Origin of the sequence: Pseudomonas sp. D2002 (assembly GCF_013385735.1) — a bacterium.
Lineage (GTDB): Bacteria > Pseudomonadota > Gammaproteobacteria > Pseudomonadales > Pseudomonadaceae > Aquipseudomonas.
Window position 1 is genome coordinate 224,813 of the sequence record NZ_JACAPL010000011.1, and the last position, 24,196, is coordinate 249,008.

The 24,196-nt window shown below is 60.8% G+C and carries 23 protein-coding genes and 1 pseudogene; 10 read left to right on the forward strand and 14 right to left on the reverse strand.

Annotation, left to right across the window (positions count from 1 at the left end):
- Positions 1-214 precede the first annotated feature (214 nt).
- Together HX783_RS22280 and HX783_RS22285 are read left to right on the forward strand one after the other, a co-directional pair.
- Positions 215-2,023: a monovalent cation:proton antiporter-2 (CPA2) family protein gene (locus HX783_RS22280; RefSeq protein ID WP_177018256.1), complete on the forward strand. Its 1,809-nt coding sequence runs from the start codon at positions 215-217 to the stop codon at positions 2,021-2,023.
- 72 nt (positions 2,024-2,095) lie between these two features.
- Positions 2,096-2,653, forward strand: coding sequence for a hypothetical protein (locus HX783_RS22285; RefSeq protein ID WP_177018257.1), 558 nt, complete (start codon positions 2,096-2,098; stop codon positions 2,651-2,653).
- A 132-nt stretch (positions 2,654-2,785) separates the two neighbouring features.
- On the opposite strand, the gene HX783_RS22290 is transcribed toward HX783_RS22285, so the two are convergent.
- From HX783_RS22290 to HX783_RS22305, 4 genes are all read right to left on the reverse strand, one after another.
- Positions 2,786-3,505, reverse strand: coding sequence for an alpha/beta hydrolase (locus tag HX783_RS22290; protein WP_177018258.1), 720 nt, complete (start codon positions 3,503-3,505; stop codon positions 2,786-2,788).
- Positions 3,506-3,517: 12 nt separating this feature from the next.
- Complete coding sequence (cobF, locus tag HX783_RS22295) at positions 3,518-4,273, reverse strand: precorrin-6A synthase (deacetylating) (RefSeq protein ID WP_177018259.1); 756 nt, start codon at positions 4,271-4,273, stop codon at positions 3,518-3,520.
- Between the two features lie 45 nt (positions 4,274-4,318).
- Entirely contained in the window at positions 4,319-4,873 is a 555-nt protein-coding gene (locus HX783_RS22300) for a histidine phosphatase family protein (RefSeq protein ID WP_177018260.1), read from the reverse strand.
- Between the two features lie 130 nt (positions 4,874-5,003).
- The gene (locus tag HX783_RS22305) at positions 5,004-5,552 is read right to left on the reverse strand and encodes a DUF4865 family protein (protein ID WP_177018261.1); all 549 of its coding nucleotides are present in this window, start codon (positions 5,550-5,552) and stop codon (positions 5,004-5,006) included.
- 93 nt (positions 5,553-5,645) lie between these two features.
- Here HX783_RS22305 and HX783_RS22310 point away from each other — a divergent pair, with 93 nt between their 5' ends.
- Positions 5,646-6,512 (forward strand): LysR family transcriptional regulator, encoded by an 867-nt coding sequence (locus HX783_RS22310; RefSeq protein ID WP_177018262.1) that lies wholly within the window; start codon positions 5,646-5,648, stop codon positions 6,510-6,512.
- Between the two features lies 1 nt (position 6,513).
- Here HX783_RS22310 and HX783_RS22315 read toward each other — a convergent pair whose 3' ends face one another.
- The 4 genes from HX783_RS22315 to HX783_RS22330 all read right to left on the reverse strand — a co-directional run bounded on the left by HX783_RS22315 (position 6,514) and on the right by HX783_RS22330 (position 11,143).
- Complete coding sequence (locus HX783_RS22315) at positions 6,514-6,981, reverse strand: YbjN domain-containing protein (protein ID WP_177018263.1); 468 nt, start codon at positions 6,979-6,981, stop codon at positions 6,514-6,516.
- Positions 6,982-7,053: 72 nt separating this feature from the next.
- Positions 7,054-8,382: an MFS transporter gene (locus HX783_RS22320; RefSeq protein ID WP_177018264.1), complete on the reverse strand. Its 1,329-nt coding sequence runs from the start codon at positions 8,380-8,382 to the stop codon at positions 7,054-7,056.
- Between the two features lie 43 nt (positions 8,383-8,425).
- A complete protein-coding gene (locus tag HX783_RS22325) occupies positions 8,426-9,961 on the reverse strand; it encodes a class I adenylate-forming enzyme family protein (RefSeq protein ID WP_177018265.1) in 1,536 nt (511 codons plus the stop codon).
- Between the two features lie 3 nt (positions 9,962-9,964).
- The gene (locus tag HX783_RS22330; RefSeq protein ID WP_159957426.1) at positions 9,965-11,143 is read right to left on the reverse strand and encodes an acetyl-CoA acetyltransferase; all 1,179 of its coding nucleotides are present in this window, start codon (positions 11,141-11,143) and stop codon (positions 9,965-9,967) included.
- Between the two features lie 131 nt (positions 11,144-11,274).
- On the opposite strand from HX783_RS22330, the gene HX783_RS22335 reads away from it, so the two are divergent.
- Positions 11,275-11,862 (forward strand): LuxR C-terminal-related transcriptional regulator, encoded by a 588-nt coding sequence (locus tag HX783_RS22335; RefSeq protein WP_159957428.1) that lies wholly within the window; start codon positions 11,275-11,277, stop codon positions 11,860-11,862.
- 232 nt (positions 11,863-12,094) lie between these two features.
- Positions 12,095-12,658, forward strand: coding sequence for a manganese efflux pump MntP (gene mntP, locus HX783_RS22340; protein WP_177018266.1), 564 nt, complete (start codon positions 12,095-12,097; stop codon positions 12,656-12,658).
- A 123-nt stretch (positions 12,659-12,781) separates the two neighbouring features.
- On the opposite strand, the gene HX783_RS22345 is transcribed toward mntP, so the two are convergent.
- Positions 12,782-13,849 (reverse strand): NAD(P)-dependent alcohol dehydrogenase, encoded by a 1,068-nt coding sequence (locus HX783_RS22345; protein ID WP_177018267.1) that lies wholly within the window; start codon positions 13,847-13,849, stop codon positions 12,782-12,784.
- A 148-nt stretch (positions 13,850-13,997) separates the two neighbouring features.
- Here HX783_RS22345 and HX783_RS22350 point away from each other — a divergent pair, with 148 nt between their 5' ends.
- Both HX783_RS22350 and HX783_RS22355 read left to right on the forward strand, forming a co-directional pair.
- Positions 13,998-14,816 carry an alpha/beta fold hydrolase gene (locus HX783_RS22350; protein WP_177018268.1) on the forward strand — a complete coding sequence of 273 codons (819 nt, stop codon included), beginning with the start codon at positions 13,998-14,000 and terminating at the stop codon, positions 14,814-14,816.
- A gap of 143 nt (positions 14,817-14,959) precedes the next feature.
- A complete protein-coding gene (locus HX783_RS22355; RefSeq protein WP_177018269.1) occupies positions 14,960-15,958 on the forward strand; it encodes an NAD(P)H-quinone oxidoreductase in 999 nt (332 codons plus the stop codon).
- A 166-nt stretch (positions 15,959-16,124) separates the two neighbouring features.
- Here HX783_RS22355 and HX783_RS22360 read toward each other — a convergent pair whose 3' ends face one another.
- From HX783_RS22360 to HX783_RS22370, 3 genes are all read right to left on the reverse strand, one after another.
- Positions 16,125-17,246: an alkene reductase gene (locus tag HX783_RS22360; RefSeq protein WP_177018270.1), complete on the reverse strand. Its 1,122-nt coding sequence runs from the start codon at positions 17,244-17,246 to the stop codon at positions 16,125-16,127.
- 79 nt (positions 17,247-17,325) lie between these two features.
- Positions 17,326-18,003 carry a type 1 glutamine amidotransferase domain-containing protein gene (locus tag HX783_RS22365; protein ID WP_177018271.1) on the reverse strand — a complete coding sequence of 226 codons (678 nt, stop codon included), beginning with the start codon at positions 18,001-18,003 and terminating at the stop codon, positions 17,326-17,328.
- Positions 18,000-18,629, reverse strand: a complete 630-nt coding sequence (locus tag HX783_RS22370; protein WP_177018272.1) for a TetR/AcrR family transcriptional regulator — start codon at positions 18,627-18,629, stop codon at positions 18,000-18,002. Before HX783_RS22370 ends, HX783_RS22365 begins: the two co-directional genes overlap by 4 nt.
- A gap of 173 nt (positions 18,630-18,802) precedes the next feature.
- Here HX783_RS22370 and HX783_RS22375 point away from each other — a divergent pair, with 173 nt between their 5' ends.
- A complete protein-coding gene (locus tag HX783_RS22375; RefSeq protein ID WP_159957442.1) occupies positions 18,803-19,744 on the forward strand; it encodes a GlxA family transcriptional regulator in 942 nt (313 codons plus the stop codon).
- Here the strand turns inward: HX783_RS22375 and HX783_RS22380 are convergent.
- Together HX783_RS22380 and HX783_RS22385 are read right to left on the reverse strand one after the other, a co-directional pair.
- A complete protein-coding gene (locus tag HX783_RS22380) occupies positions 19,741-20,007 on the reverse strand; it encodes a hypothetical protein (protein ID WP_177018273.1) in 267 nt (88 codons plus the stop codon). The two genes, HX783_RS22375 and HX783_RS22380, sit on opposite strands and share 4 nt — an antisense overlap.
- Positions 20,008-20,087: 80 nt before the next feature.
- Positions 20,088-20,664 (reverse strand): annotated as a pseudogene (locus HX783_RS22385) (GNAT family N-acetyltransferase).
- A gap of 120 nt (positions 20,665-20,784) precedes the next feature.
- Between HX783_RS22385 and HX783_RS22390 the strand changes: the two are divergent.
- Positions 20,785-21,657 carry an undecaprenyl-diphosphate phosphatase gene (locus HX783_RS22390; RefSeq protein WP_177018274.1) on the forward strand — a complete coding sequence of 291 codons (873 nt, stop codon included), beginning with the start codon at positions 20,785-20,787 and terminating at the stop codon, positions 21,655-21,657.
- A 58-nt stretch (positions 21,658-21,715) separates the two neighbouring features.
- Entirely contained in the window at positions 21,716-23,701 is a 1,986-nt protein-coding gene (locus HX783_RS22395) for an NERD domain-containing protein (protein ID WP_177018275.1), read from the forward strand.
- Positions 23,702-24,196: the final 495 nt, after the last annotated feature.

Consider the following 24,196-nt stretch of genomic DNA (forward strand, 5'->3'; position numbering starts at 1 on the left):
ACCGTGGCGACAACTGATCTAGTTTGTCGAAACGGTAGTAGACCTACAGAAAAGTCATTGAATTAAATGGTATTAATACTTTCGTAAACACCGCGTAAGAATGGGATTACAGCCAACATTCATTGACTGTCGCGACATAAATACAAGTTTCAAAATGTAAAAAGGCGCTCTAATAGCGCCCTGTCGATTCGCTTTAAAGATCCTGGAGTTCGCAATGCCCCATGAAGGCAACCTGTTACAAGCAGCCGTGGTGTTCCTGCTCGCCGCCGTGCTCACCGTGCCGTTGGCCAAGCGTTTGCAACTGGGCGCAGTGCTGGGCTATCTGTTCGCCGGCGTGATCATCGGCCCGTCGGTGCTGGGCCTGATCGGCAACCCGCAAAGCGTGGCGCAGTTCTCTGAACTGGGCGTGGTGTTGCTGTTGTTCATCATCGGCCTGGAGCTGTCGCCGAAACGTTTATGGGTGATGCGCAAGGCGGTGTTCGGCGTCGGTTTGGCCCAGGTGTTGCTGACGGGTCTGGTGATGGGCGTGGTCGCGCTGTGGCTGTTTGGCCAAGCGTGGAACAGCGCAATTGTGCTGGGTCTGGGCCTGGCGCTGTCCTCCACCGCGTTCGGCCTGCAAAGCCTGGCCGAGCGCAAGGAGTTGAACCAGCCCCACGGGCGCCTGGCGTTTGCGATTCTGCTGTTCCAGGACATCGCCGCGATCCCGCTGATCGCCATGGTGCCGTTGCTGGCCGGCAGTGATCACCCGACCACCGAAGCCCAGGGCCTGCAGCACGTGCTGCAAATCCTCGGCAGCATCGCCGTGGTGATCATCGGCGGGCGCTACCTGTTGCGCCCGGTGTTTCGCATCGTCGCCAAGACCGGCCTGCGCGAAGTGTCCACCGCCACCGCGCTGCTGGTGGTGATCGGCACCGCCTGGCTGATGGAACTGGTGGGCGTGTCGATGGCCCTGGGCGCGTTCCTCGCCGGGCTGCTGCTGGCCGATTCGGAATACCGCCACGAGCTTGAATCGCAGATCGAGCCGTTCAAGGGCCTGCTGCTCGGGCTGTTTTTTATCAGCGTGGGCATGGGCGCCAACCTCAGCCTGCTGCTCAGCTCGCCGCTGGTGGTGATTGGCCTGACCTTGTTGCTGATCGGCTTGAAGCTGCCGCTGCTGTACGCAGTGGGCCGGCTGGTCGGAGACCTCAATCGCGAAAGCGCGCTGCGCCTGGGTGTGGTGTTGGCCGCCGGCGGTGAGTTCGCCTTCGTGGTGTTCAAGATCGGTCGCGATCAGGGTTTGTTCGAGCCGCATCTCTACGATGTGCTGGTGCTGACCATCACCCTGTCCATGGCCGTGACGCCGCTGCTGCTGTTGGTGTGCCCGAAGCTGTTCAAGCCCAAGGTCAAACCGGTGGAAGTGCCGGAGGAGTACCGCGCCATCGAGAGCGATGCGCCGCGCGTGGTGATTGCCGGCATGGGCCGTATGGGCCAGATCGTGGCGCGGATCCTGCGCGCGCAAAACATCTCGTTCATCGCCCTCGACACGTCAGTGGAAACCATCGAACTGACCCGCAGTTTCGGTGGCATGCCGGTGTTCTACGGCGACCCGCAGCGCCCGGAAATCCTGCACGCAGCCAAAGTCGATCAAGCCGAGTTCTTCGTGATCGCCATGGACGACCCGGAGATCAACATCAAGACTGCCGAGCTGGTGCGCAACCTCTACCCGCACATGAAAATCATCGCCCGCGCGCGTAATCGCCAGCACGTCCACCGCCTGGTGGACCTCGACGCTTCACCGGTGCGCGAGACGTTTTACTCCAGCCTGGAAATGAGCCGCCGCACCTTGGTCGGCCTCGGATTGAGCCAGGCCCAGGCCGATGCGCGCATCAACCGTTTCAAAAACCATGACCTGCAAGTACTCGCCGCGCAGCACGCGGTGTACGACGACGCCGCCAAGGTCATGCAAACCGCCCAGGAAGCCCGTACCGAACTGGCGCGGCTGTTTGAGATGGATCGGCTTGAAGAAGAGTCCGACAAACTGTGAGAGCACGGATGAACGATCTTGCGAAATTTCTGACAGAATACGCCGCAACTTCGTTCATCCCTGGAGCGCTTCATGGCCACTTTCACCAAGACCGCCGTCCTGCTGGCCCTCGCGCTCACCGCCGGTAGCGTGTTCGCAGCAAGCAAGCCGAGCAGCACACAGACCATCTCGACCCTGGGCGGCAAGTTCACCTTCAGCTTGCCCAAGGCCTACATCGCCGACACGCTGCCCACCGGCAAGGTTGAAGATGGCACCGCCGATACCCAAGGCACGCTGTACGCCAACTCGACCACCAAGAGTGTGGTGATCGTCGCCGAAACCGTGCGCAACGATGGCGCTACGATCAAAGACAATGACCCGCAATTCCTCGATGGCGCCGTGGCGGATTTCGTCAAGGACCAGAGCGCCGCCCTGCCCGACTTCAAGAAGCTCAACGAGAAAAAACTGACCTACAAGGGCCTGGGCCTGCGCCAAGTCGACAGCACCGCCACCCAGGGCGGCGGCAAGACCTTGAACTCGACCTTCCTCGGCGGCTCGGGCAACCACTTGCTGGTGATCCAGGCCATTTCGCGGGCGGATGATGTGAAGGGCCATGCTGAGCTGGTGAAGCAGATTACTGGCGGCAAGTAGCTCAATCGCCCAAGCAACACAAAACCAATGTGGGAGCGGGCTTGCTCGCGAAAGCGGTGGATCAGTCGACTAATTCAGTGACTGACACACTGCATTCGCGAGCAAGCCCGCTCCCACATTTTTTAACCGAGTTTAGCGCAGGCTTTTCTCCAGCCAAGCCTTCAGGTCCTGCACCTCTGCCTCACTCACGGTATGCGGCATGCCCGGATAACCATGAAACTCCGGCTTCAACCCCAACCCCACCAACACCTCATTCGCCCGTGTCGCCGAGTTGTACGGCAGCGCCTGGTCCAACGTACCGTGGCCGATAAAAATCGCCAGCTTGCCCAGTGATTCGCTCGGCTTGAGCTCAGCCTTGAGCACCGGCAACACACTGCCGCTCAACGCCGCGATGCCGCGCACCAACTCAGGCTGTCGCAAGCCCACCTCGTAAGACATGATCGCGCCCTGGCTGAACCCCACCAGGAACACCCGATCGCTTTGCGTGTGGTATTTGGCCGTGGCTTGGCCGACAAACTCTTCAATCAGCTTGGCGCTGCGTTGCAGGTCGGTGGTCTCGCCATTGTAATCGCCGTCGCCCGGCGTCTTGGTAAACCAGCGATAGCCGTGCGGGTCCACCGGCATCGGCGCGCGTGCCGACAGGTAAGTCCAGGTCGACGGCAGCGCGTCCTTGATGCCAAACAGGTCTTCCTCGTTGCTGCCAAAACCGTGCAGGAAAATCACCAACGGCTGATTACGCGCATCGCCCTGGGTCTGTTCCAGGTACGACAGCGGCAAGTCCGTGTGCAAGATGGGATCGGCGTGGGCGGCACCGGCCACCAGGGTCAGTGCCAGGGCAAACAGTTTGAGCATGGGGAAGTTACCTCAGGGTTTGCGCAACAGATAAGTGTCCATGATCCAACCATTTTCCAGGCGCGCCGCCTTGCGCACCCGTTCGATTTCTTCAGCCACTTCACTGACTTTGCCGCTGATGAGGATTTCGTCCGGCGTGCCCAGGTAGGCGCCCCAGTAGATATCCAGGTCCTTATCGGCCACGGTGCGGTAGGAATCTTCGGCGTCGAGCATTACCACCAAGGTGTCGGCATCACTCGCCTGCCCTGCCGCCAAACGGCGCCCGGTGGTGATCTCGATGGAACGGCCGATGCGGTTCAGCGGCACTTTGTGCTGGGCTGCCAGGGCCTGCACGCTGGTGATACCGGGGATGACTTCGAACTCGAATTCGCTGCGGCCACTGGCGAGGATCGCCTGCAGGATACGGATGGTGCTGTCGTACAGCGCGGGGTCGCCCCAGGCCAGGAAAGCGCCGACTTCACCGTCAGCCATTTCCTCGTTGATCATGCGCTCGAAGGTCTGCTGCTTGTCGCGGTTGAGGTCTTGCACGGCGGTGGTGTAGTCGATATCGCCGCGCACACGCTCGGGGCAATCGGCCTCGACGAAGCGGTAGCCGGGCTCGGTGATGTAGGTCTCGCAGATCTCGCGGCGCAGGTCGATCAGCTTGTCTTTGCTCTGGCCCTTGTCCATCAGGAAAAACACGTCGGTGCGGTTCAGCGCTTTCACGGCCTGCATCGTGATGTAGTCAGGGTTGCCGGCGCCAATGCCGATGATCAGGATGCGTTTCATGGGGTGCTCTCATTGCGGGGCGTGAATTTTGCCATGTTCAGGCGCTCAGGCGTGAGTTTCCAGGCGCAGGCGCCAAACGTTGTTGAAGCGCAGTTCAGTGGCGGACAGCGGCTCGACGTCGATCCGGTAGAACATTGACATCGGGAACTGCAACACGTACAGCATCGCGGCGCGAATCACAAAGGGGTGGGTGATTGCCACTACGTGGCCCGGTTGGGTTTCCAGGGTTTTCATCCACTGCCCGACGCGTGCGCAAAGCTGCTCCACCGACTCGCCGCCGTGGGGCGCACGGGTGCTGTCGGTCATCCAGGCGGTTAATTGGTCAGCGTCGAGCTGGCTGATAGCCTGGCCTTTCCAGTGGCCGAAATCAGCGTCGCGCAGGGCTTGCTCGATCTGCGCGTTATCGCCAAAAAGCCCCGCTGTTTGCCGGGTTCTGGCCTCGGGCGCGCACACCAGGCGCGGGTTTTTCTTGAAGCGCCCGGCGTGGGATAACGCCGCGCTCTGCCAATCCATCGCGACGGATTCATCATCGGGAAACCGCCCCTGTTTTTGCAGCGGCGTGGCGGCGTGGCAAATCAGGGTCAAACGGGTGGCCTGCATCACAATTCACTCTGTTTCGACGCGCAGCCAGCGTAGACTGCTGAAGCTATTTCAACATGTTACAACGAACATGAATGAGAAAGCCGGTTCAATGCTTCGGCCTGTCTACCGGCTCGGTTCAACTCCTGAGTCAAATGCCGGGGCGGGCCAGGTAAAACACCTGATAGCCCGTCCCGGGATGCTCCGCGTTCAACGCCTGGCCCGATAGGGTGATCCGAATCAGGCGCCACGCCTGCACATCCAGCGCCAAAAATACTGCGAAGGTATCAGGGCTGTCAGCCAACTGCTGATTGCGCCGTTTGCCCTCGGCCAATACCGCGGCGCGATCCACGCCAGGCTCCAGCGCCCACTCTTCTCGATACAGACTCAATGCGTTCTGCGCTGGCCCGCGCTGCACGTCCAGCGGCAGCCAGCTCTCGATATGCGGGCGGCCGAAGCTGTCGAGCACCTTCTGAAAACGCTCGCCGAGCAAAAAGTCGGCGGCCTGCAACGGGTCGGCCCACAGGTACACCGACGCGTACACATTGCCCGGCGCCTGCCCACGCTCCTGGGCAATAAACGCCTTGAACAGCAACCCTTCTGCGTGATCCCACAACGGCCCCAACTGCGCGGCGCGGCGGCGAATCACGCCCATGTCGTAGTCGGCCGGCAGGCGGTGTGAATACTGTTTGGCAAACATGGCAATGCTCCTGTGCAAGATGAGGTTAGAGCTTGCGCAGTGGCGATGATTTCAACAAGATATGAGCGGATATAGGTGCGATAAGGATTTGATATGACTGACGCGCTCAAACCCCTGGATATCGACACCGTACAGGCCTTCGTGCTGGTCGCCGATTTCGCCAGTTTCACCCGCGCCGCCGAAGCCCTCGACACCTCCCAGGCCGCCATCAGCCTCAAGCTCAAGCGCCTGGAGGAACGCCTCGGTTATCGCCTGCTTGAACGCACCCCACGGCATGTGCGGCTGTCGCCCCAGGGCGAGCAGTTTATCGTCGCTGCCCGCGCCCTGCTCAACGCCCATGAGCGCGCACTCGGTGACATGGGCACCCACGCACCACGGCGCCTGGTGATTGGCATCAGCGACCACGTGGCCGGCCCGGACTTGCCCACCTGGCTCAGCCGCCTCGCGGCCTACGACCCGCTGGTGATTCTTGAAGTGCGCATCGCCTCGTCCCGCGACCTGATGGCTGCGTTCGACCGCATCGAGCTGGACGCCGTGATCGTGCGCAACGAAGGCGACCGCCAGGACGGCGATGTGTTGGCGGTGGAACGGTTTGGCTGGTTCGCTGCGCCGACCTGGCAACACAGCCCCGGCACACCGTTGCGCATGGCAACCATGGCAGCGCCGTGTGGCGTTCGGCATCTGGCGGTGAGGGCTTTGGACGCGGCGCGTATCGACTGGACCGAAGTGTTTGTCGGCGGTGGCGTGATGGCGGTGGGAGCAGCCGTGAGCGCCGGATTGGGCGTGGCCGCCCTCGCCCATCGCGTGGCCCCGGCCGGGGCGGTGGACGTGAGCGAGCAATACGGTTTGCCCGCCTTACCGGTCAGTGAAGTGGTGCTGCACAGCCGGATCAGCGACGCGCGGTCCCGCGAAACATTGCGCGCCTTGAGCGCAACGTTTCGCGGTGCGCTGCAGCGCTGACTCAGGCGACAGGTGCTTCCTCGCCGACAGCCGCCGCTCGCGTTTGCAACTGCGCGGCCTGCTGGCTGTAGTCACGCAGGTAGACGATGAACTCCTGCAACAGGCGATCCCACAATTCCAGTTGGCTGCGCAGGTGCAGGGTGCCGACACCGGCCACCACCACGTCCATTTCCATCAACAAAAACTCGCCCTGCAGCGACAACCGCGCAAAGCGTCGCGACGCGTTCCACACCTGGGCCAGGCCTTCAGGCAGTTCACCTTGCACGCGCAGGGCGCAGCTGTAGGTGAAGTCCACGTAACTGCCCTGCTCCGCCGCCGCGTTGCCGAAGCGCACGGCAAAGCCGATGCCCTGGCTGGCACTGAGCAATTGCACGACGCCGTTCTGTTCGGTCTGGTTGACACGGTAGCCGGCCTCTTGCAGCAATTCGGTGAGGCTCTTGGGGGTAACGCTGTTGATCAGTTCACTCATGGTCAGTCTTCCTTGTTGATCAATGAAATGCGCCTGCAACAGCGTAGTCGGATTTTCCGCCTGCGTAATCGATCAGGCGGCTGGCGCCAAACCGGCCCCCAGCGGCGGCGTCACCGGGTTGCCACTGGCAACAAAATCTTCCTTGCGCAGCACCACCAGGGCAATCAACGACACCACGCCGGTGGCCACGTAGAAGTACCACGGCGAGGTGATGTCGCCGGTCACCTTGATCAGCCACGTGGAGATCAACGGCGCGCTGCCGCCAAACACCGCAACCGGCACGTTGTACGCCACGGCAATCCCGGTGGAACGGATGCGCGTCGGCAGCAGTTCACTCATCAGCGCGTAAGTGGACGAGGCATACAGCCCGAACAGAATCGCCACCGCCATCAATGGCGCAAAGAACGTCGCAGGCGTGGCGGTCGGCGCCGACTTGAACAGCCAGAACATCGCCAAGGTAGCCAAGGTGCCGATCACCATCAGGAACGGTTTGCGCCCGTATTTATCCGTGAACGCGCCGCCGAACGGCATCACGAAGGCCGCCGAAAAACTCGCGACAAACACGTAGAGCAAGGTGGTGCCGCTGTCGAACTTGAGGATCTTGGCCATGTAGGTCGAGGCGAAGGTCAGCACCAGGTAAAAGATCGAGCTGTGCAAGGTGATGATAAAAAACACCAGGGCAATTGCGCGCTTCCACTGCCAGACTTCGCGCAGCGGCGCGCGGGAGGTTTGGCCGGCGCGTTGCAGGGCGAGAAACTCCGGGCTGTCTTCGAGCTTGAGGCGGATGTACATGGAGATAAAACCCAGCGGTGCGGCGATCAGGAACGGCACGCGCCAGGCCCATTCCTGCATCAGGTCGGCGCCCAGGATCCAGGTCATGCCATTGGCCACGGCGCCGCCAAGCAGCAGACCGAGCACGGCGGTGACCATCAACCAGCACGTGGCAAAACCGCGTCGGCCGGGGCCGGCGTATTCGGAGATAAAACTGGTCACCGTGCCGATCTCGCCACCGGCCGAAAAGCCCTGCACGCAGCGCACCAGGATCAGCAGGATCGGCGCGGCGATGCCGAGGGTGGCGTAAGTCGGCAGCAGGCCCAGCAACACCGTGGAGCCGGTCATCATCACCAGCGCCATGATCAGGGTTTTGCGCCGGCCGATCTTGTCCGCCAGCGGGCCGAAGAACAGCCCGCCCAGTGGCCGGATAAAGAAGCTCAGGGCAAACGCGGCGAAGCTCGCCAGCAGGCTGGTGGTGGGGTCATCGGAGACGAAAAAAGCCTGGCCGATGTACACGGCGAGAAAGCCGTAGACGCCGTAGTCGTACCACTCGATCAGGTGGCCGGAAGTGGCACCGAGAAACGCACGGCGCCGCTTGCGAACCGTGTCTTGCGCGTGATTGCCCATCGAAGGGACTCCTTGTCTGATGATCTGTCCATGAAAAACGGGTCTAGGGAAGCGCGGCGATACTCGCTGCTTTCAGCCACTGCCGCAAGTCGGTCTTGAGGATTTTGCCGTAACTGTTCTTCGGCAGCTCGCCTGGAAACAGGTACTTTTTCGGTTTTTTGAACGAAGCCATGCGCTGTACAAACCACGCCGTCAGCTCGGCTTCATCGAGGGGCCGCCCGCTGCGCGTCACCACAAACGCCACCACCGATTCGCCCCATTGCGCATCCGGCTCGCCCACCACACACACCTCGAACACCTCGGGATGCTGCGCCAGGACTTCCTCGACTTCACGCGGGTACACGTTGCTGCCGCCGGTGATGATCACGTCCTTGGAACGGTCCGTCAGCGTCAGGTAGCCGGCCGGGTCGAGAAAACCGATGTCGCCGGTCAGCAACCAGCCCTCCACCAACGTCTGGCGCGTGGCCTCGGGGTTGCGCCAATAGCCTTGCATCACCGTGGCGCCGCGCACGGCAATTTCGCCGCGCTCACCGGTGGGCACCGGTTGGTGCCGGGCGTCGAGAATGCGGATTTCCACACAGGCTTGCGCGTGCCCGACCGAGGCGGCCAGGGTGGCCCAGTCGGCGCGTTGGCGGTCGGCGATCAGCGCGCGGGGCAATACGCTGATGGTCATCGGGCTTTCGCCCTGGCCGTAGATCTGCACCAGCCGCGGGCCGAAGGTGTCGACGGCCTCACACAGATCCGCCAGGTACATTGGGCCACCGCCGTAGACAATGGTCTTGATGCCTTCGCCTGCATAGCCCTGAACGCGCGCCTGTTCAACCATGCGTTTGACCATGGTCGGCGCGGCAAACAGTGAAACATCGCCCAATTCGGCGGCCAGGCCGAACAGCTCGGCGGCGTCAAAACCCTGGGACGCCGGCACCACATGGCGTGCGCCGCAGCGTACATGAATGAAGTTGTAGAGCCCGGCGCCATGGGACATGGGCGCGGCGTACAGCACCGCGTCATCGCTGCTGACCGAATCGACGTCCGTGGTGTAACACAGCGACATCGCGACCAAATTGCCGTGGGACAGCATCACGCCTTTGGAGCGCCCGGTGGTGCCGGAGGTGTAGAACAGCCACGCGAGGTCCTGGTCCAGGCGCGGCACCGGCTGCTCCAGGGTCGGCCAACCACGGGTTGGCGGCCGTGTGTGGCCGTCCAGTTCCTTGCAGCGTTGCGGCAAGTCCCGCGATGCCGAGAACACCCGGCCGCCATCGGTAAAGATCAAACGCGCCTCGGCATTATTCGCGATCCACGCGGCTTCGGCCGGGTGCAATTTGGCGTTGATCGGCACCACTACGCCGCCCATCCACCAGATGGCGTAGAGCAATTCGAGGTAATCACAGCTGTTCTTCATCAGCACGGCGACCGCATCACCCGCCACCAACCCATGCTGGTCGACCAGGTGTGCGGCGCGTTGGCGAACATGCGCGGCAAAGGTGGCGTAATCGGCCACCTGCCGCGTGCCTTCGAACAACGCCGGGCGTTGCGGGTGGCGACGCTGGGTGTCGTGCAACCAGTTGGCAATGTTCATGGTTCAGTACCGGCGCGCGTGCAGGACCGAGGCGTAGTTGGCGACGGCCATGCCGCCCATGTTGAACACCAGGCCGAACTCCGGGTTGGGCGCCGCCAGGCCGATCGGTTCACCGGTCAACTGCCGGAACGCCAGGGCATGCATTGACACGCCAGTGGCGCCCACCGGATGCCCCTTGGCCTTGAGCCCGCCGGACAAGTTCACCGGCAAGCGCCCGCCCGCGCGCACCACGCCGCTGTCGAGCACGCGATGGCCCTCGCCTTTGGGCGCCAGGCCCATGGCTTCGTAGATCAGCAGTTCGGCGATGGTGAAGCAGTCGTGCACCTCGGCGAAACTCAGGTCGGCCAGGGTGATATTCGCCCCGCGCAGGGCGGCGTGGATCGCCCGTTGCGGGCCTTCAAAAGCAAGGATGTCGCGCTGGGCAATCGGCAGGAAGTCGTTGACCTGGGTCATCGCGCGAATCTGCACGTCACGGCGAAACGCCCGCGCGCGCTTGGGCGAAGCCAGGATGATCGCGGCGGCGCCGTCGCTGATCAGCGAGCAGTCGGTCAGGCGCAGGGATTCGGCCACAAACGGGTTGCTCTTGGACACATTGTTGCAGTGCTCGAAATCCATCACCCGGTGCATCTGCGCCAACGGATTGGCCATGGCATTGGAGTGGTTCTTGGTGGCGATGGCCGCCATCGAGCCCAGCGGGCAGTGGTAGCGCTCGGTGTATTGGCGCGCCGCGCGGCCGAACAACTGCGGGAAACTCAAGCCGGCTTCGGCCGGGTCATTCTGATAACCAGCGCCGGCCAACGCCTGGGTAACCTCGGCGGTAGACGTGTGGGTCATTTTCTCGGCGCCCACCACCAGCACCAGCTCGGCGCTGCCGGACAGGATCGCATTGACCCCGGCCTGAATCGCCGCCGAGCCGGACGCGCAGGCGTTTTCACAGCGCGTGGCCGGCTTGAAGCGCAAACCGGGGTCGGCCTGCAGCAGCAATGACGCCGCAAACCCGTCGGGCACCAGCCCCGCGTTGAAATGGCCGAGGAACAACGCATCGATTTCTGACGCATCAATGGCCGCGTCCGTCAGGGCTTCGCGGGTGACCTGCACGATCAGGTCCTCAAGGGTGGTGCCTTCCAGGCGACCAAAACGCGAATGACCGGCGGCAACAATGGAGACGCAATCAGCTGGCATAATCAATTTTCTTCTGTTTTTGATGCGGACATTTACCTACAATGACGCACCGCTGGGCGCTCGCCAATTCGTGTAACTACTTACACGGATAAGTAGCCCCACGTGAGAAAAGCAACGAGGCAGGATGCCCAATGAACGCGTTTACACAGCCATTCCCCGACATCGAACGCCTGGCGTTCCAGCTCTCCCCCGCCCCGCAACTGGTCACGCGCAACCGCGTGATGGTCGATTGCAACGAGGCCTTCCTGCAGTTGTTCGGCTATTCGCGCGACGAATTGGTCAACCAGCTGACCCTGCTGATCTACCCGTCCCAGGCCGACTATCACGCCATCGGCAAGCGTAGCCACGACTGGCTGCTGGAGAGCGAAAACGGCTTCTATTCCGACGAACGCTTCATGCAGCACAAAAACGGCGAAGTGTTCTGGGCCAAGTCCCACGGCTACACCCTCACGCCCAAAGACCCGTTCAAGCTGATGATCTGGCACTTCGAGCGCCTGGACCGCACCCACCAAGGCACCGGCGACCTGACGCCACGGGAGCGCGAAGTGGCGATGCACATCGTCAACGGCCTCAAGTCCAAGGAAATCGCGCAACGCCTGGGCATCTCGCACCGCACGGTGGAAGTGCACAGGGCACGACTGATGAAGAAACTCGAGGTCAAAAACATTGTGGAGCTGGTGTCGAAGATGATTTTCGTCGGCGGACGCGCCTGGTTGTAGCTCGGTTTTTAACGGGCGTTGACGGAATTTTCATATTCGGCTGTCTATGCTGCGCACCTTCGTTGGGGAGTAACCGGCTTCTGACCCGCTCAGAAGCGTTCGTATCAACATATTCGGCAACCTGCCGTGGTACGAACACCGTTGAGGTTGGTGAGACCAGCGACACATCCATGCCTAAAGTCGGGCGTGTGGTTGTGTCGTTGACTCATACAGCCCGACTGGAAGCCTTACCGTGAACCCCATTTCCCTTATCTTTCTCGCCCTTGCCATGTCCACGGACGCCTTTGCGGCGGCCATCGGCAAAGGCTCCAGCCTGCACAAACCACGCCTGATCGAAGCCCTGCGCGCGGGCCTGATCTTTGGCGTGATCGAAGCCATTACGCCGATGATCGGCTGGGCCATCGGCCATGCGGCCACCCGCTGGGTGGAAGATTGGGATCACTGGATCGCCTTTACCCTGCTGGTCGCGCTGGGTCTGCACATGATCTACAACGGGTTAAAGGCCGACGATGACGAGGTTGAAAAACCGACGCAGCATTCGTTCATGATCCTGGCGGTCACCGCCTTTGCCACCAGCATCGATGCGTTGGCGGTCGGCGTGGGCCTGGCATTTGTGGATGTGAACATCCTGGTGGCGTCGGCGGCGATTGGCCTGGCGACCATGACCATGGTGACCATCGGCATGATGCTCGGTCGCGTACTGGGGACGGTGGTGGGCAAGCGTGCCGAGATGGTCGGCGGCGTGGTGTTGATGCTGGTGGGTGCGACGATTCTTTACGAGCACCTTTCGGCCTAAAGTACACACATAGCAAATGTGGGAGCGGGCTTGCTCGCGAAAGCGGAGTGTCATTCAACAGACTCATTGACTGATCCACCGCTTTCGCGAGCAAGCCCGCTCCCACATGAGGTCTACAGCGCTTTAAGCCGCGTGGCTTTCCTTCTTCAAACTCTCCATATCAATCACGAAGCGATACTTCACATCGCCCTTGAGCATCCGCTCATACGCTTCGTTGATGCCCTGGATATCGATCATCTCAATGTCCGAGACAATCTTGTGCTTGGCGCAGAAGTCCAGCATCTCTTGGGTTTCCTGGATACCGCCGATCAACGAACCGGCAAGGCTGCGGCGTTTGAAGATCAGGTTGAACACCGTTGGCGACGGGTGCGGGCTGTCGGGGGCGCCGACCAGGGTCATGGTGCCGTCGCGCTTGAGCAGGTTGAGGAAGGCATCCAAATCGTGCGGCGCGGCCACCGTGTTGAGGATGAAGTCCAGGCTGTTGGCGACCTTGGCCATTTCGTCCGGGTTCTTCGACACCACCACTTGGTCGGCGCCCAGGCGCAGGCCGTCTTCGCGTTTGTTCGGCGAGGTGGTGAACAGCGTCACATGCGCGCCCATCGCATGGGCGATCTTCACCGCCATATGCCCGAGCCCGCCAAGGCCAACCACGCCAACCTTTTTACCCGGGCCGACCTTCCAGTGATGCAGCGGCGAATAGGTGGTAATCCCGGCGCACAGCAGCGGCGCCACGGCCGCCAGGTTCGCATCATCGTGGGAGATGCGCAGCACGAACTTCTCCTTGACCACGATGTTGTCCGAATAGCCGCCAAAGGTATTTTCGCCACCGAACACCGGGCCGTTGTAGGTACCGGTAAAGCCGTTCTCGCAGTATTGCTCCTCGCCCTCGGCGCAGGAGGCGCAGTGCTGGCAGCTGTCGACCATACAACCGACGCCGGCCAGGTCACCGACTTTGAATTTACTCACATTGGCACCGACCGCCGTGACACGGCCGACGATTTCATGGCCCGGCACCGACGGGTACAAGGTGTTGTGCCACTCGTTACGCACAGTGTGCAGGTCGGAGTGGCACACGCCGCAATACAGAATGTCGATCTGCACGTCGTCCGCCCCCGGCGCACGGCGCTCGAAGGTGTAAGGCTTGAGCGCATCCTTGGAATCCCGAGCGGCGTAGCTGTAAGTCTTGGCCATTTGGTTCACCTGTTGAACTGACGGTAGAGGTCAGTGGACCAATATAGACACTGAACCGTTCAACCGAGCACATCCGTACAAGCCCTTCGTCGGGTTTGACGCAATAGTGAGGCTGAGCGTTTTGCCCCCTGAACCCAAGGAGTTTTCGATGAGCACATTTGTTGCCAAAGACGGTACCCAGATCTACTTCAAGGACTGGGGCAGCGGCAAGCCCGTGCTGTTCAGCCACGGCTGGCCGCTGGATGCCGACATGTGGGAATACCAGATGGAATACCTGAGCAGCCGTGGCTTTCGCACCATCGCCTTCGACCGCCGTGGTTTCGGCCGCTCGGACCAACCGTGGACCGGTAACGACTACGACACCTTCGCCGATGACATCGCCCAACTGATCGAACACCTGGACCTCAAGGACGTGACCCTGGTGGGCTTCTCCATGGGCGGCGGCGACGTGGCGCGCTACATCGCCCGCCATGGCACGTCCCGCGTCGCCGGCCTGGTGCTGCTGGGCGCGGTCACGCCGATCTTCGGCCAGAAACCCGACTACCCGCAGGGCGTGCCGGCCGACACATTCGACGGCATCAAGGCCGGGCTGCTGAAGGACCGCGCGCAATTTATCAGCGACTTCAACACGCCGTTCTATGGCATCAATAAAGGCCAGAAAGTCTCGGAAGGCGTGCTGACCCAAACCCTGCAAATCGCCCTGCTCGCCTCACTCAAGTCGACCGTGGACTGTGTCACCGTGTTCTCCGAGACCGACTTCCGTCCGGACATGGCCAAGATCGACGTGCCGACCCTGGTGATCCACGGTGACGGCGACCAGATCGTGCCATTCGAGACCACCGGCAAAGTCGCGGCCGAGATGATCAAGGGCGCGCAACTGAAGGTCTACAAGGATGCGCCGCACGGTTTTGCGGCCACCCATGCCCAGCAGCTGAACGAAGATTTGCTGGCGTTCCTGAACCGCTGAAACGACTGATTCACCCGCTCCTTGTTTGGCCGGGCTTGCCCGGCTTTTTTTCGACTACTGCCAACCCTCGGTATGATGCTGCTGAACCGGCGACTGCCCGACGCGGTCCCAACTCATACGCTCATCGCTGCAGGTAAACGCAAATGTCGCTCCCAAAAGAAATGACCCTGATCGAAATCACCGCCCCCGGCGGCCCTGAAGTGCTGCAACCGCGCCGGGCTGACGTGCCGGTGGCGGGGCCGGGTGAAATCCTGATTCGCGTACACGCCGCCGGGGTCAACCGCCCGGATGCGTTGCAACGTGCCGGCAAGTACCCGATGAAACCGGGCATGAGCCCGATTCCCGGTTTGGAAGTGGCCGGTGAAGTGGTCGCATTGGGCGAAGGTGTCAGCGAGTACGCCATTGGCGATAAGGTTTGCGCCCTGACCAACGGCGGCGGTTATGCCCAGTTTTGCGCGGTGCCGGCCAGCCAGGCGTTGCCCATTCCGGAAGGCATGGACTGGATTCAAGCCGCTGCCGTGCCGGAAACCTTCTTCACCGTCTGGGCCAACCTGTTCGGCCTGGGCGACGCCCACACCGGCCAGCGCGTGCTGATCCACGGCGGCACCAGCGGCATCGGCACCACCGCACTGATGCTGTGCCGCGAGTACGGTATCCAGGCGTTCGCCACCGCCGGCAGCGCCGACAAATGTGCGGCGATTGCCAAGCTCGGCGCCGAGCCGATCAACTACCGCGAGCAGGATTTTGCCGAGGTCATCGCGCAAAAAACCGACGGCAACGGCGTGGATGTGATCCTCGACATCATGGGTGCCTCCTACCTCAACAACAACCTCAAGGCCCTGGCCATGGACGGGCACCTGGTGATGCTCGGGTTCCTCGGCGGTGGCAAGGCCAACGACGTCGACCTGCTGACCATCCTCGGCAAACGCGCGGTCATCACCGGCTCGCTGCTGCGCGCCCGCACCAAGGACGAAAAGGCCGCCATCGCCGAACAACTGCGCGAGTACGTGTGGCCGGTGCTGTCAGCCGGGCGCTGCCTGCCGATGATCGACAAAGTGTATGAATACACCGACGCCGCCCAGGCCCATGCGCGGATGGAAGGCGGCGACCATATCGGCAAGATTGTGTTGCGGGTGGAGTGAATACTAGCGCCCCCTTGTGGCGAGGGAGCTTGCTCCCGCTGGGGTGCGCAGCCCCCCTAAAACCAGCGACCGAGATCAGCCAGGCAAATCACTGGTGCAGGGTTTGGGAGGGCTTCGCCCTCCAGCGGGAGCAAGCTCCCTCGCCACAGGGATCAAGCAAACCAGGCTATCCGGCGTACACCGGGTAATCGGTATAGCCCTGCTCCGAACCACCGTACATGCCTTCAGCCCGCAGCGGGTTCAGCGGCCAGCCGTTGAACAGGCGCTGCGGCAAGTCCGGGTTGGCAATGAACGGGCGACCGAAGGCAATCAAGTCCGCCAGCCCCGCCTCCAGCAGTTTTTCACCGCGCTCAGCGGTGTAGCGGCCGGCGTAGATGATCCGCCCGCTGAAGGTGCTGCGCACGGCCTGGCGGAAGGTCTCGGGCAAGTCCGGGGCGTTGTCCCAATCGGCTTCGGCGATGGACACATAGGCAATCCCCGACGCCTCAAGCACCTTGATCGCTTCAATGTAAGTGTGATGCGGGTCTTGCTCCACCAGGCCGATGTACACGCGGTCCTGGTCGGTGCCGCTGAACAACGGTGAAAAACGCACACCGAGGCGTTCCGGCCCGACCACGGCGGTCACGGCTTCGACGATCTCGCGCAGGAAACGCAGGCGGTTGTGCAGCGAGCCGCCGTACTCGTCATCACGCTGGTTGGCGTGGGCCGAAATGAACTGGTTGACCAGGTAACCATTTGCCGCGTGGATTTCCACCCCGTCAAACCCGGCGTCCAACGCATTGCGCGCCGCCTGGGCGTAATGCCCGACCAATTCCTCGATCTCAAGTACGCTCAAAGCACGCGGCACGGGCGGCTGTTTCAGCTCGCCGATGCCAGGCCCGGTTTCGATAAAGGCTTTGGCTTGCTCAGCGGCAATTGCAGACGGTGCGACCGGCGCGGCACCCTCTGGCTGCAACGCGTTATGGGACACGCGGCCGACATGCCACAGTTGCGCAAAAATCACCCCGCCTTCGGCATGCACCGCTTCGGTGACGGTGCGCCAACCGTCGATCTGCGCCGGTGTGTAGATGCCCGGCGTCCAGGCGTAACCCTGGCCGCGCGGCTCGATTTGCGTGCCTTCGCTGACCATGAAGCCGGCGCTCGCGCGTTGGCGGTAATACTCGGCCATCAGGCCGGTGGCGGTATCGCCAGGTTGCGCGCTGCGTTGGCGCGTCAGAGGCGGCAATACAACGCGGTTGTTCAAGGTGTGATGCCCCAGTTTTACTGGGGTATTCAAACGACTGCTCATGTGCAAATTTCCAAATTCAGGACGAGCCAAAGCGTTGGCGGCTCTTGAGAGCCGCCAATTCATACAGCGATTAGTTGATTTAAGCGGTGAGTTTCAGCAGTGCTTTTGCCACATCGCTGGAGCTGGCCGGGTTCTGGCCGGTCACCAGCAAGCCATCTTCAAGCACAAAGGACTGCCAATCAGCCCCCTTCTCATAGTGGCCGCCGAGTGCCTTGAAATCATCTTCGATCAGGAACGGCACCACGTCGGTGAGGCCCACTGCGGCTTCTTCGGAGTTGGAGAAACCGGTGACGCGACGGCCCTTGACCAGCGGCTCGCCATTCACGGCCTTGACGTGACGCAGCGCGCCCGGTGCATGGCAGACAAAACCAATAGGCTTGCCGGCGCGCTCGAACGACTCGATCAGCGCGATGGACACTGGTGATTCCGCCAGGTCCCACAGTGGCCCGTGACCACCTGGGTAGAACACCGTGTCGAAGTCGTCGGCGTTGACCGTGTCCAGCTTGACGGTGTTGGCCAGCGCCTGCTGCGCCGCCGAGTCGGCGGCGAAACGCCGGGTTTGCTCGGTCTGCGCGTCAGGCTGGTCGCTGACCGGGTCCAGCGGTGGTTGGCCGCCGGCCGGGGATGCCAGCACCAGCTCGGCACCCGCATCTTTGAAGGTGTAATAGGGCGCAGCAAACTCTTCGAGCCAGAAGCCGGTTTTACGACCGGTAGTGCCCAGCTGGTCGTGAGAGGTCAGTACCATTAATACTTTCATTTTCCAGTGCCTCGATCGATGTGAATGTCAGTAGGTTCAGGGCAACCCAACAGCTGTCGGGTCAGCAGCAGCGCCTCGTCAAAAGGCGCGGATGTTCGGGTGATCTTGCTCATGACGCTGGTCCCCAACCACAACGCATACAGGCGTTGGGCCAGGCTTTCGGGAGCTTGTTGTACCGTCAGCGAGCCGTCTGCGACGCCGTGCTGCAACGCCTCGACCAGCAAGGCGATGGTGCGTGCAGTGCCGCGTTGCAGGGCCAGACGCATCGGCTCTGAAAGGTCTGACACCTCGGCACCGAGTTTGACGGCAAGGCATTTACCCGCATCGGTGCAGCCGGTCTGGTTGTCGACCCAGGTGTGCCAATAACGCATCAACTTGGCGGCCCCGGACAGTTCGGGTTGCTGGAACAACTGCTCCACGCCCTGCACGTAGTGGTCAAAATAGGTGTCGAGCAGAACAACGCCAAAGGCATCTTTGGAGCTGAAGTAGTGATAGAACGAACCTTTAGGCACATCGGCGGCTTGAAGTATTTCGTTCAACCCCACCGCAGAAAATCCTTTGCGGCTCACAATCAATTGCGCCGTATCCAGAATGGTCTGCCGTGCACTTTTAGTGGCGTTAGTCATGGTTCATCCCGTCCGATTAGACCAGTCGTCTAGTTCGTTAAGGGGATGTTAGGCGCCATGAAAAACTTCAACAATGTCATATCCGCAAGGATTCCGGACATGCGCCAAAGGCGGTTGCCGTTTGCCCGTTACACGCCGACAATCCCCTCTCCCGCGCCCCTTGGAGAATGACGATGCACAGCGTTGCGCTGATGGTTTACCCGAACTTCCAGTCCCTGAGCCTCAGCCTGGGCTCGGTGTTCGAGTGCGCGAACCTGCTGCGCGGCGAACCGGCCTATGAGTTTCACCTGGTCTCGGAAAGTGGCGGCGCGGTGATGACCTCCCAGGGCTTTTCGGTGAATACCACGCCGATTCGCGCGCAAGGCTATGACACCCTGATCGTCAGCGGTTACCTGGAATTTCGCTTGCCCGAGGCCAATTTGCTCGAACTGGTCAAGGCGGCCTCCGCGCAGTCGCGACGAGTCGCCTCGTTGTGCATGGGCATTTTCGTATTGGCCGAAGCCGGTTTGCTCGAAGGCAAGCGCACCACCACCCACTGGATTCACGCGCCGGCGTTTCGCAAGCGCTACCCGGCTATTCACCTGGAAGAAGACAAACTGTTTGTGGTCGACGGCCAGGTCTGGACCGGCGCCGGCATGAGCGCCGGTGTGGACATGGCCCTGGCCATGGTCGAGGCCGACTTGGGCAGCGACCTCGCCCGGCGCATTGCGCGCAAGTTGGTGATTGCCCAACGTCGCGGCAGCGAACAATCGCAATTGTCGGCATTGCTGGAACTGGACCCCAAGTCCGACCGCGTGCAACTGGCGCTGGCCTACGCCCGCGAGAACCTGACCCACGACCTGTCGGTGGAAGCCCTGGCCGACGTGGCGCGGCTGAGCCCACGCCAATTCAGCCGGGTGTTTCGTGAAGAAACCGGGCAAACACCGGCCAAGGCCATCGAGTCGCTGCGGGTAGAAGCGGCCCGGGCGATGATGGAAACCAGCCGTCACCCGGTCGAAGTGGTGGCCCGCGAAACCGGCTTCGGTGATCGCGAGCGCATGCGTCAGGCGTTTTTGCGCGCGTTCGGGCAGCCGCCGCAGGCGATGCAGCAGGTGCTGTTCAACGCGGGTGCCTAGCGGCAGTGATAAGGGCTTTCGCTCTTGAGTTCTTTACCCGTTTCCAGGTCACGGATGGTCACCGTGCCCTTCGGGTTGTTCATGCAGAACGCGTTGCGCACCGAGTAGATGCCGTGGCCTTGGGTGGTGAACACCATCTTGGCCGGCGTGCCGTTGGCGTCAACGGCGGTGACCTTGTAGTTACCCGACATCGTCAGGCAACCGCCCAAGGTCAGCAAAACGCCAGCGCAAACAACGCGTTTGAATGAAGTGAAGGTGTTCATTTCGCATCCTTTTGAAATTCAGGGCCCAACCGGCCGACGCGTCTAGGAGCCGCCGTGCCCGGTTAAGTTCAACGTTGTGTTTAATGCAGCGCCGCACGCGTGATCAAGTAACTCACCAACTGCGGATCATCCTCCAGCTCAATCATCTGCGCCGGGCGCGGCAGGTCATCCAGCACCGCACGCCAGAACGCCTGGGACACTTCGTCCTGGTCATAGAAACGCACCAGCCAATTCGCCTCGCCGCTGCTCAACACCTGGGTGGCGATGGCGCGGCCGATGCCTTTGCGGCGGTAGCGCTTGAGGATAAAAAGGTCGGCCAGCTCCAGCGCATCCATGCCCGGCAGCTCACTGCCCTCGATCAGCAGGAAGCCGGCGATATAGCCATCTACCAGCAGCAGATTTGCGCTCCATTGCGGGTCTTGCCAGTAGCGGGTCAGGTGCTCGTCATGGATGTAGAAACGGCCATCCGCCTCGACATCTTCCTGTTCCCAATCCGACGACTCGTAGGCGTAGTACTGGTAAAGATTACGGATCAGCTCAGACGCATCGGGGCCGGTCTGGATCAATTCGACGGTGGTTTCAGGCATTGGGCTCTCAGTGAAAATTACGCAAGGCCTCATTGTTCACAAAACCCGTACACACGCCAATACATTGCACAACCTTTCTGTTTGCTGAATCGATTGCGGATTTTTTTGGCTGCGCCCAAAATCCTGAAACATTTAGAATAAACTTCGCTGAATAGTTCTTTTCTCACGCCCTTTTTCAAGGACACGCACTTTGACCAACGTCTGTTCCGCCGGCCTGGATGTGGGCTTTGCCTCCCTGGATTACCTGCAGATTTTCATCCTGGGTGTGATCCAGGGCATTACCGAACTGCTGCCGGTGTCGTCCACGGCGCACATGCGCGTGGTGCCCGCCCTGCTCGGCTGGCAAGACCCCGGCTCGGCGTTTTCGGCGGCGATGCAGTTGGCGGCGCTGGCGGCGGTGGTCAGTTATTTCTGGCGTGATGTGCGCCAAGTCACCACCGGAAGCATCGGCGCAGTGCGCCGGGGCGACTACAACGACCCCTGGTTCAAGCTGGCCGTGGCGATTGTGTTGGCGACCATCCCGATCGGGATTGCCGGCCTGGCGCTGTCGTCGACCTTGAACACCTGCAACTCGCCATTGCGCGGGCTGATGGTGATCGGCATTTCCTGCGTGGTCATGGCGGTGTTGCTGGCTGGCGCCGAGCTGCGCGCGCGCCACACCCGCGACATGAGCCAGATGCGCCTGCGCGATGCGCTGATCGTCGGCATCGCGCAGATTGGCGCGCTGATTCCCGGCGTGTCGCGTTCCGGCTCGACGCTGACCGCCGCGCTGTTTCTGAACTTCAAGCGTGAAGAAGCCGCGCGCTTTTCCTTTCTGCTGGGCCTGCCCGCCATCGCCCTCGCCGGCCTGAAAGAGCTGTGGGTGCTGCTGCACGCCGACATGCCCGCCCATGCCTGGTCGCACTTGATCTTCGGCCTTGTGGTCGCCAGCGTCTCGGCGTTCTTCGCCATCTGGGGCCTGATGCGCTTCCTCGAGCGGTTCTCCACCTGGCCGTTCGTAATCTACCGCGCGCTGTTGGGCGTCTTTTTGATTGTGGCGGTCAGCACCGGGTTGCTGAGCTGATCAGTGCGCGCCTTTTCGTCTGGTAGACTTCAGCAATCACAGTTCACGATTATTGAGCATGTCATTCGTCAAACGTGTACAAAAAAATGAAGTTTCCCGTCCCAATCAAAGGAGCTTCTGCCCAGAAAAGTGGAACACCGAGCTCGACTACGACACCGCCGATGATCAAGAAAAGAGCTTGCATCAGGCGGGGTTGTGGTTTCATCGGGCATTCGGCGAGCTACGCAAGCAGCTCAGTTATGCCGGTGATAAAAAAATCGCGAAGAAAAATAAGCTTTTGGCGTTCATCACTCGTGCCAACCTGAACGCACTTAGGTATGACGACGCCACGCGGGCGATACGCGAAAACATCACAGACATCGACCCGATAGAAGTCACACGACAACAGATCGTGCCGAAGTTTTCCGACAGTGAAGGCGCCGAGCACTCTATTGATGAGGTTATCCAGGCCGATATTGACGGGCTGCAACTGCCGATACAGATGGTACTGGGGCAAGCAGACGATGCCTTGGAACTGGACATCTTCACCGCACACTTCGACCTCCAACGTGTAGAGCGCGACTACCAACTCGGCGCCTTTTACGGCGTGCTTGAACAATATTGGGAAGACTGCCTATGGAACGATTACAGGGTGGAGCTCGATAACAGGCTCTTGCTCACCCCGGGTACCCCGTTTTTCGCGGCCTGGAAGGTCATCGGACAATTTCGGCGCAATATTCTGGTTCATTCGAATACCACTGCTCAGCTCATGGGCTTTTACAAGCACCACAGGCATAAAACCCACGACGAATTGGGGCTTCCGCGACCTATCCGTGCGATTGAGACGACTCAGGGAGGCATCCGCTACTGTCTCACCGATGACGTAGGCCTCAAACGCTCAGCCGTTGCCACGTACTTGCTCATTCATGACGCCATGGAGCCCTACTACTCGGGATACTCCGCATTCCATTCGCCTCGACTCGGTGGTGCAACTATTGCGGAAGTGGTCAGATGTTGGGCCGTTCTGTGCAGCCTGGCGAAATGCCTGCAGGACACGCCCCAGGCACCGCCGGCAACGTTGATGGGTGACCCGCTAATGGTGCACGTCGCCGCGCCGCTGGTGGATAAAACAGCACTGCTCAATGCAGTGTCTGAGTCGCTGGAAATAGGCATGGAGCGCAGTCTGGCGCTGATCGACTTTTTGACTTTTGATCACACCGAAAAATCGGACAGCGGAAAAAATGAGCTATGGACTCAACCACTGATTCCCTACAGCGAAGACAAACTGCTGATTTTATTCGCGCCACTTCTTTGGGGTACCACCCAACGCAACGTTAATATCTGGCTACGCCAAATGGGCGCGGACCTGGCTGCGCGCGGTAACTTCTTCGAAACGCACGTGCGCCAGGCACTGGAACACTCCGCTCACCAATCTCGCCTGAAAAAGCACACGCGTGTGATGAAGCATGCTTTCACCTTCAATCTGCCTAAACCCGCTACCACCCGATATGAAGATATCGACCTGCTGATGCTGATAGGCAATACCCTTCTGGTCGGCGAGGTGAAATGTTTCCTGCAGCCCGCAGACTCGCTGAGCACCTTCAGCCATAGGGACAAGGTCATCAGTGCCTGCGATCAATTGGCACGGAAAATTGACTGCATCAGGGACTACGAAAAATCATTCAGAAAACAGTGTTTGAAAGCCAACTTCCCTCTCCCTGACAGGCTCTCGATCCAACCCGTCGTGGTATTGAATGGACCTGCCCACTGCGGAATTCCCTATAACGATATCCCGATTGTCGATACCGCCATTCTTTCGAAATTCCTCACCGGCGTTATCCGACAAAATATTACCGAAACGGCCAACGACGGCGTAATTTCCGAAGACAGGATCATTCTCTTCGCAGATCTTGCCGACGCCGAATTGAACCTCGCCGGTTACTTGTCAAACCCGCCGCAGCTGGCCTATATAAAAAATGGGCTTAGCGAGCGGGACGCCAGCCCAAAACATACGGCCAAGAACATCGGTCCGATCTGCTATCGATATTTCGACGTCGCCTTATAGCTCACACGCTCGGTCGGCCAGTTCGTCGAGCAGGTCGGCCGAGGGGCATGTTGTCGCGCAGGATCTTCACTACCTGGACCTGTTTGACCATCTGCAACTGAAAGCGGTGATCTTTGAAGCTGAACTCAATCAAATGTGGGAGCTGGCTTGCCTGCGATGGCATCAACTGGTTCTGCCTGATACACCGAGGTGTCTGTATCGCAGGCAAGCCAGCTCCCACAGAAAAGCAGAGCACAGTGGTCTGGCGGCCGAACTCGGTTGAATTGTGGGAGCGGGCTTGCTCGCGAATGCGGTGGGTCAGTGACAGATGAATTGACTGACACACCGTATTCGCGAGCAAGCCCGCTCCCACATTTTGGATCTCAGTACATCAGGTAGATGTGCTTTTGCCCTGCTCTTGCTGTGCTTTTGCTTCTACCACTCAGGTCGGCTACTAGGCCGCCGTGCTGTAGATCTTGATCTTGATCTTGATCCGGGATCGCCCCATCAACCACG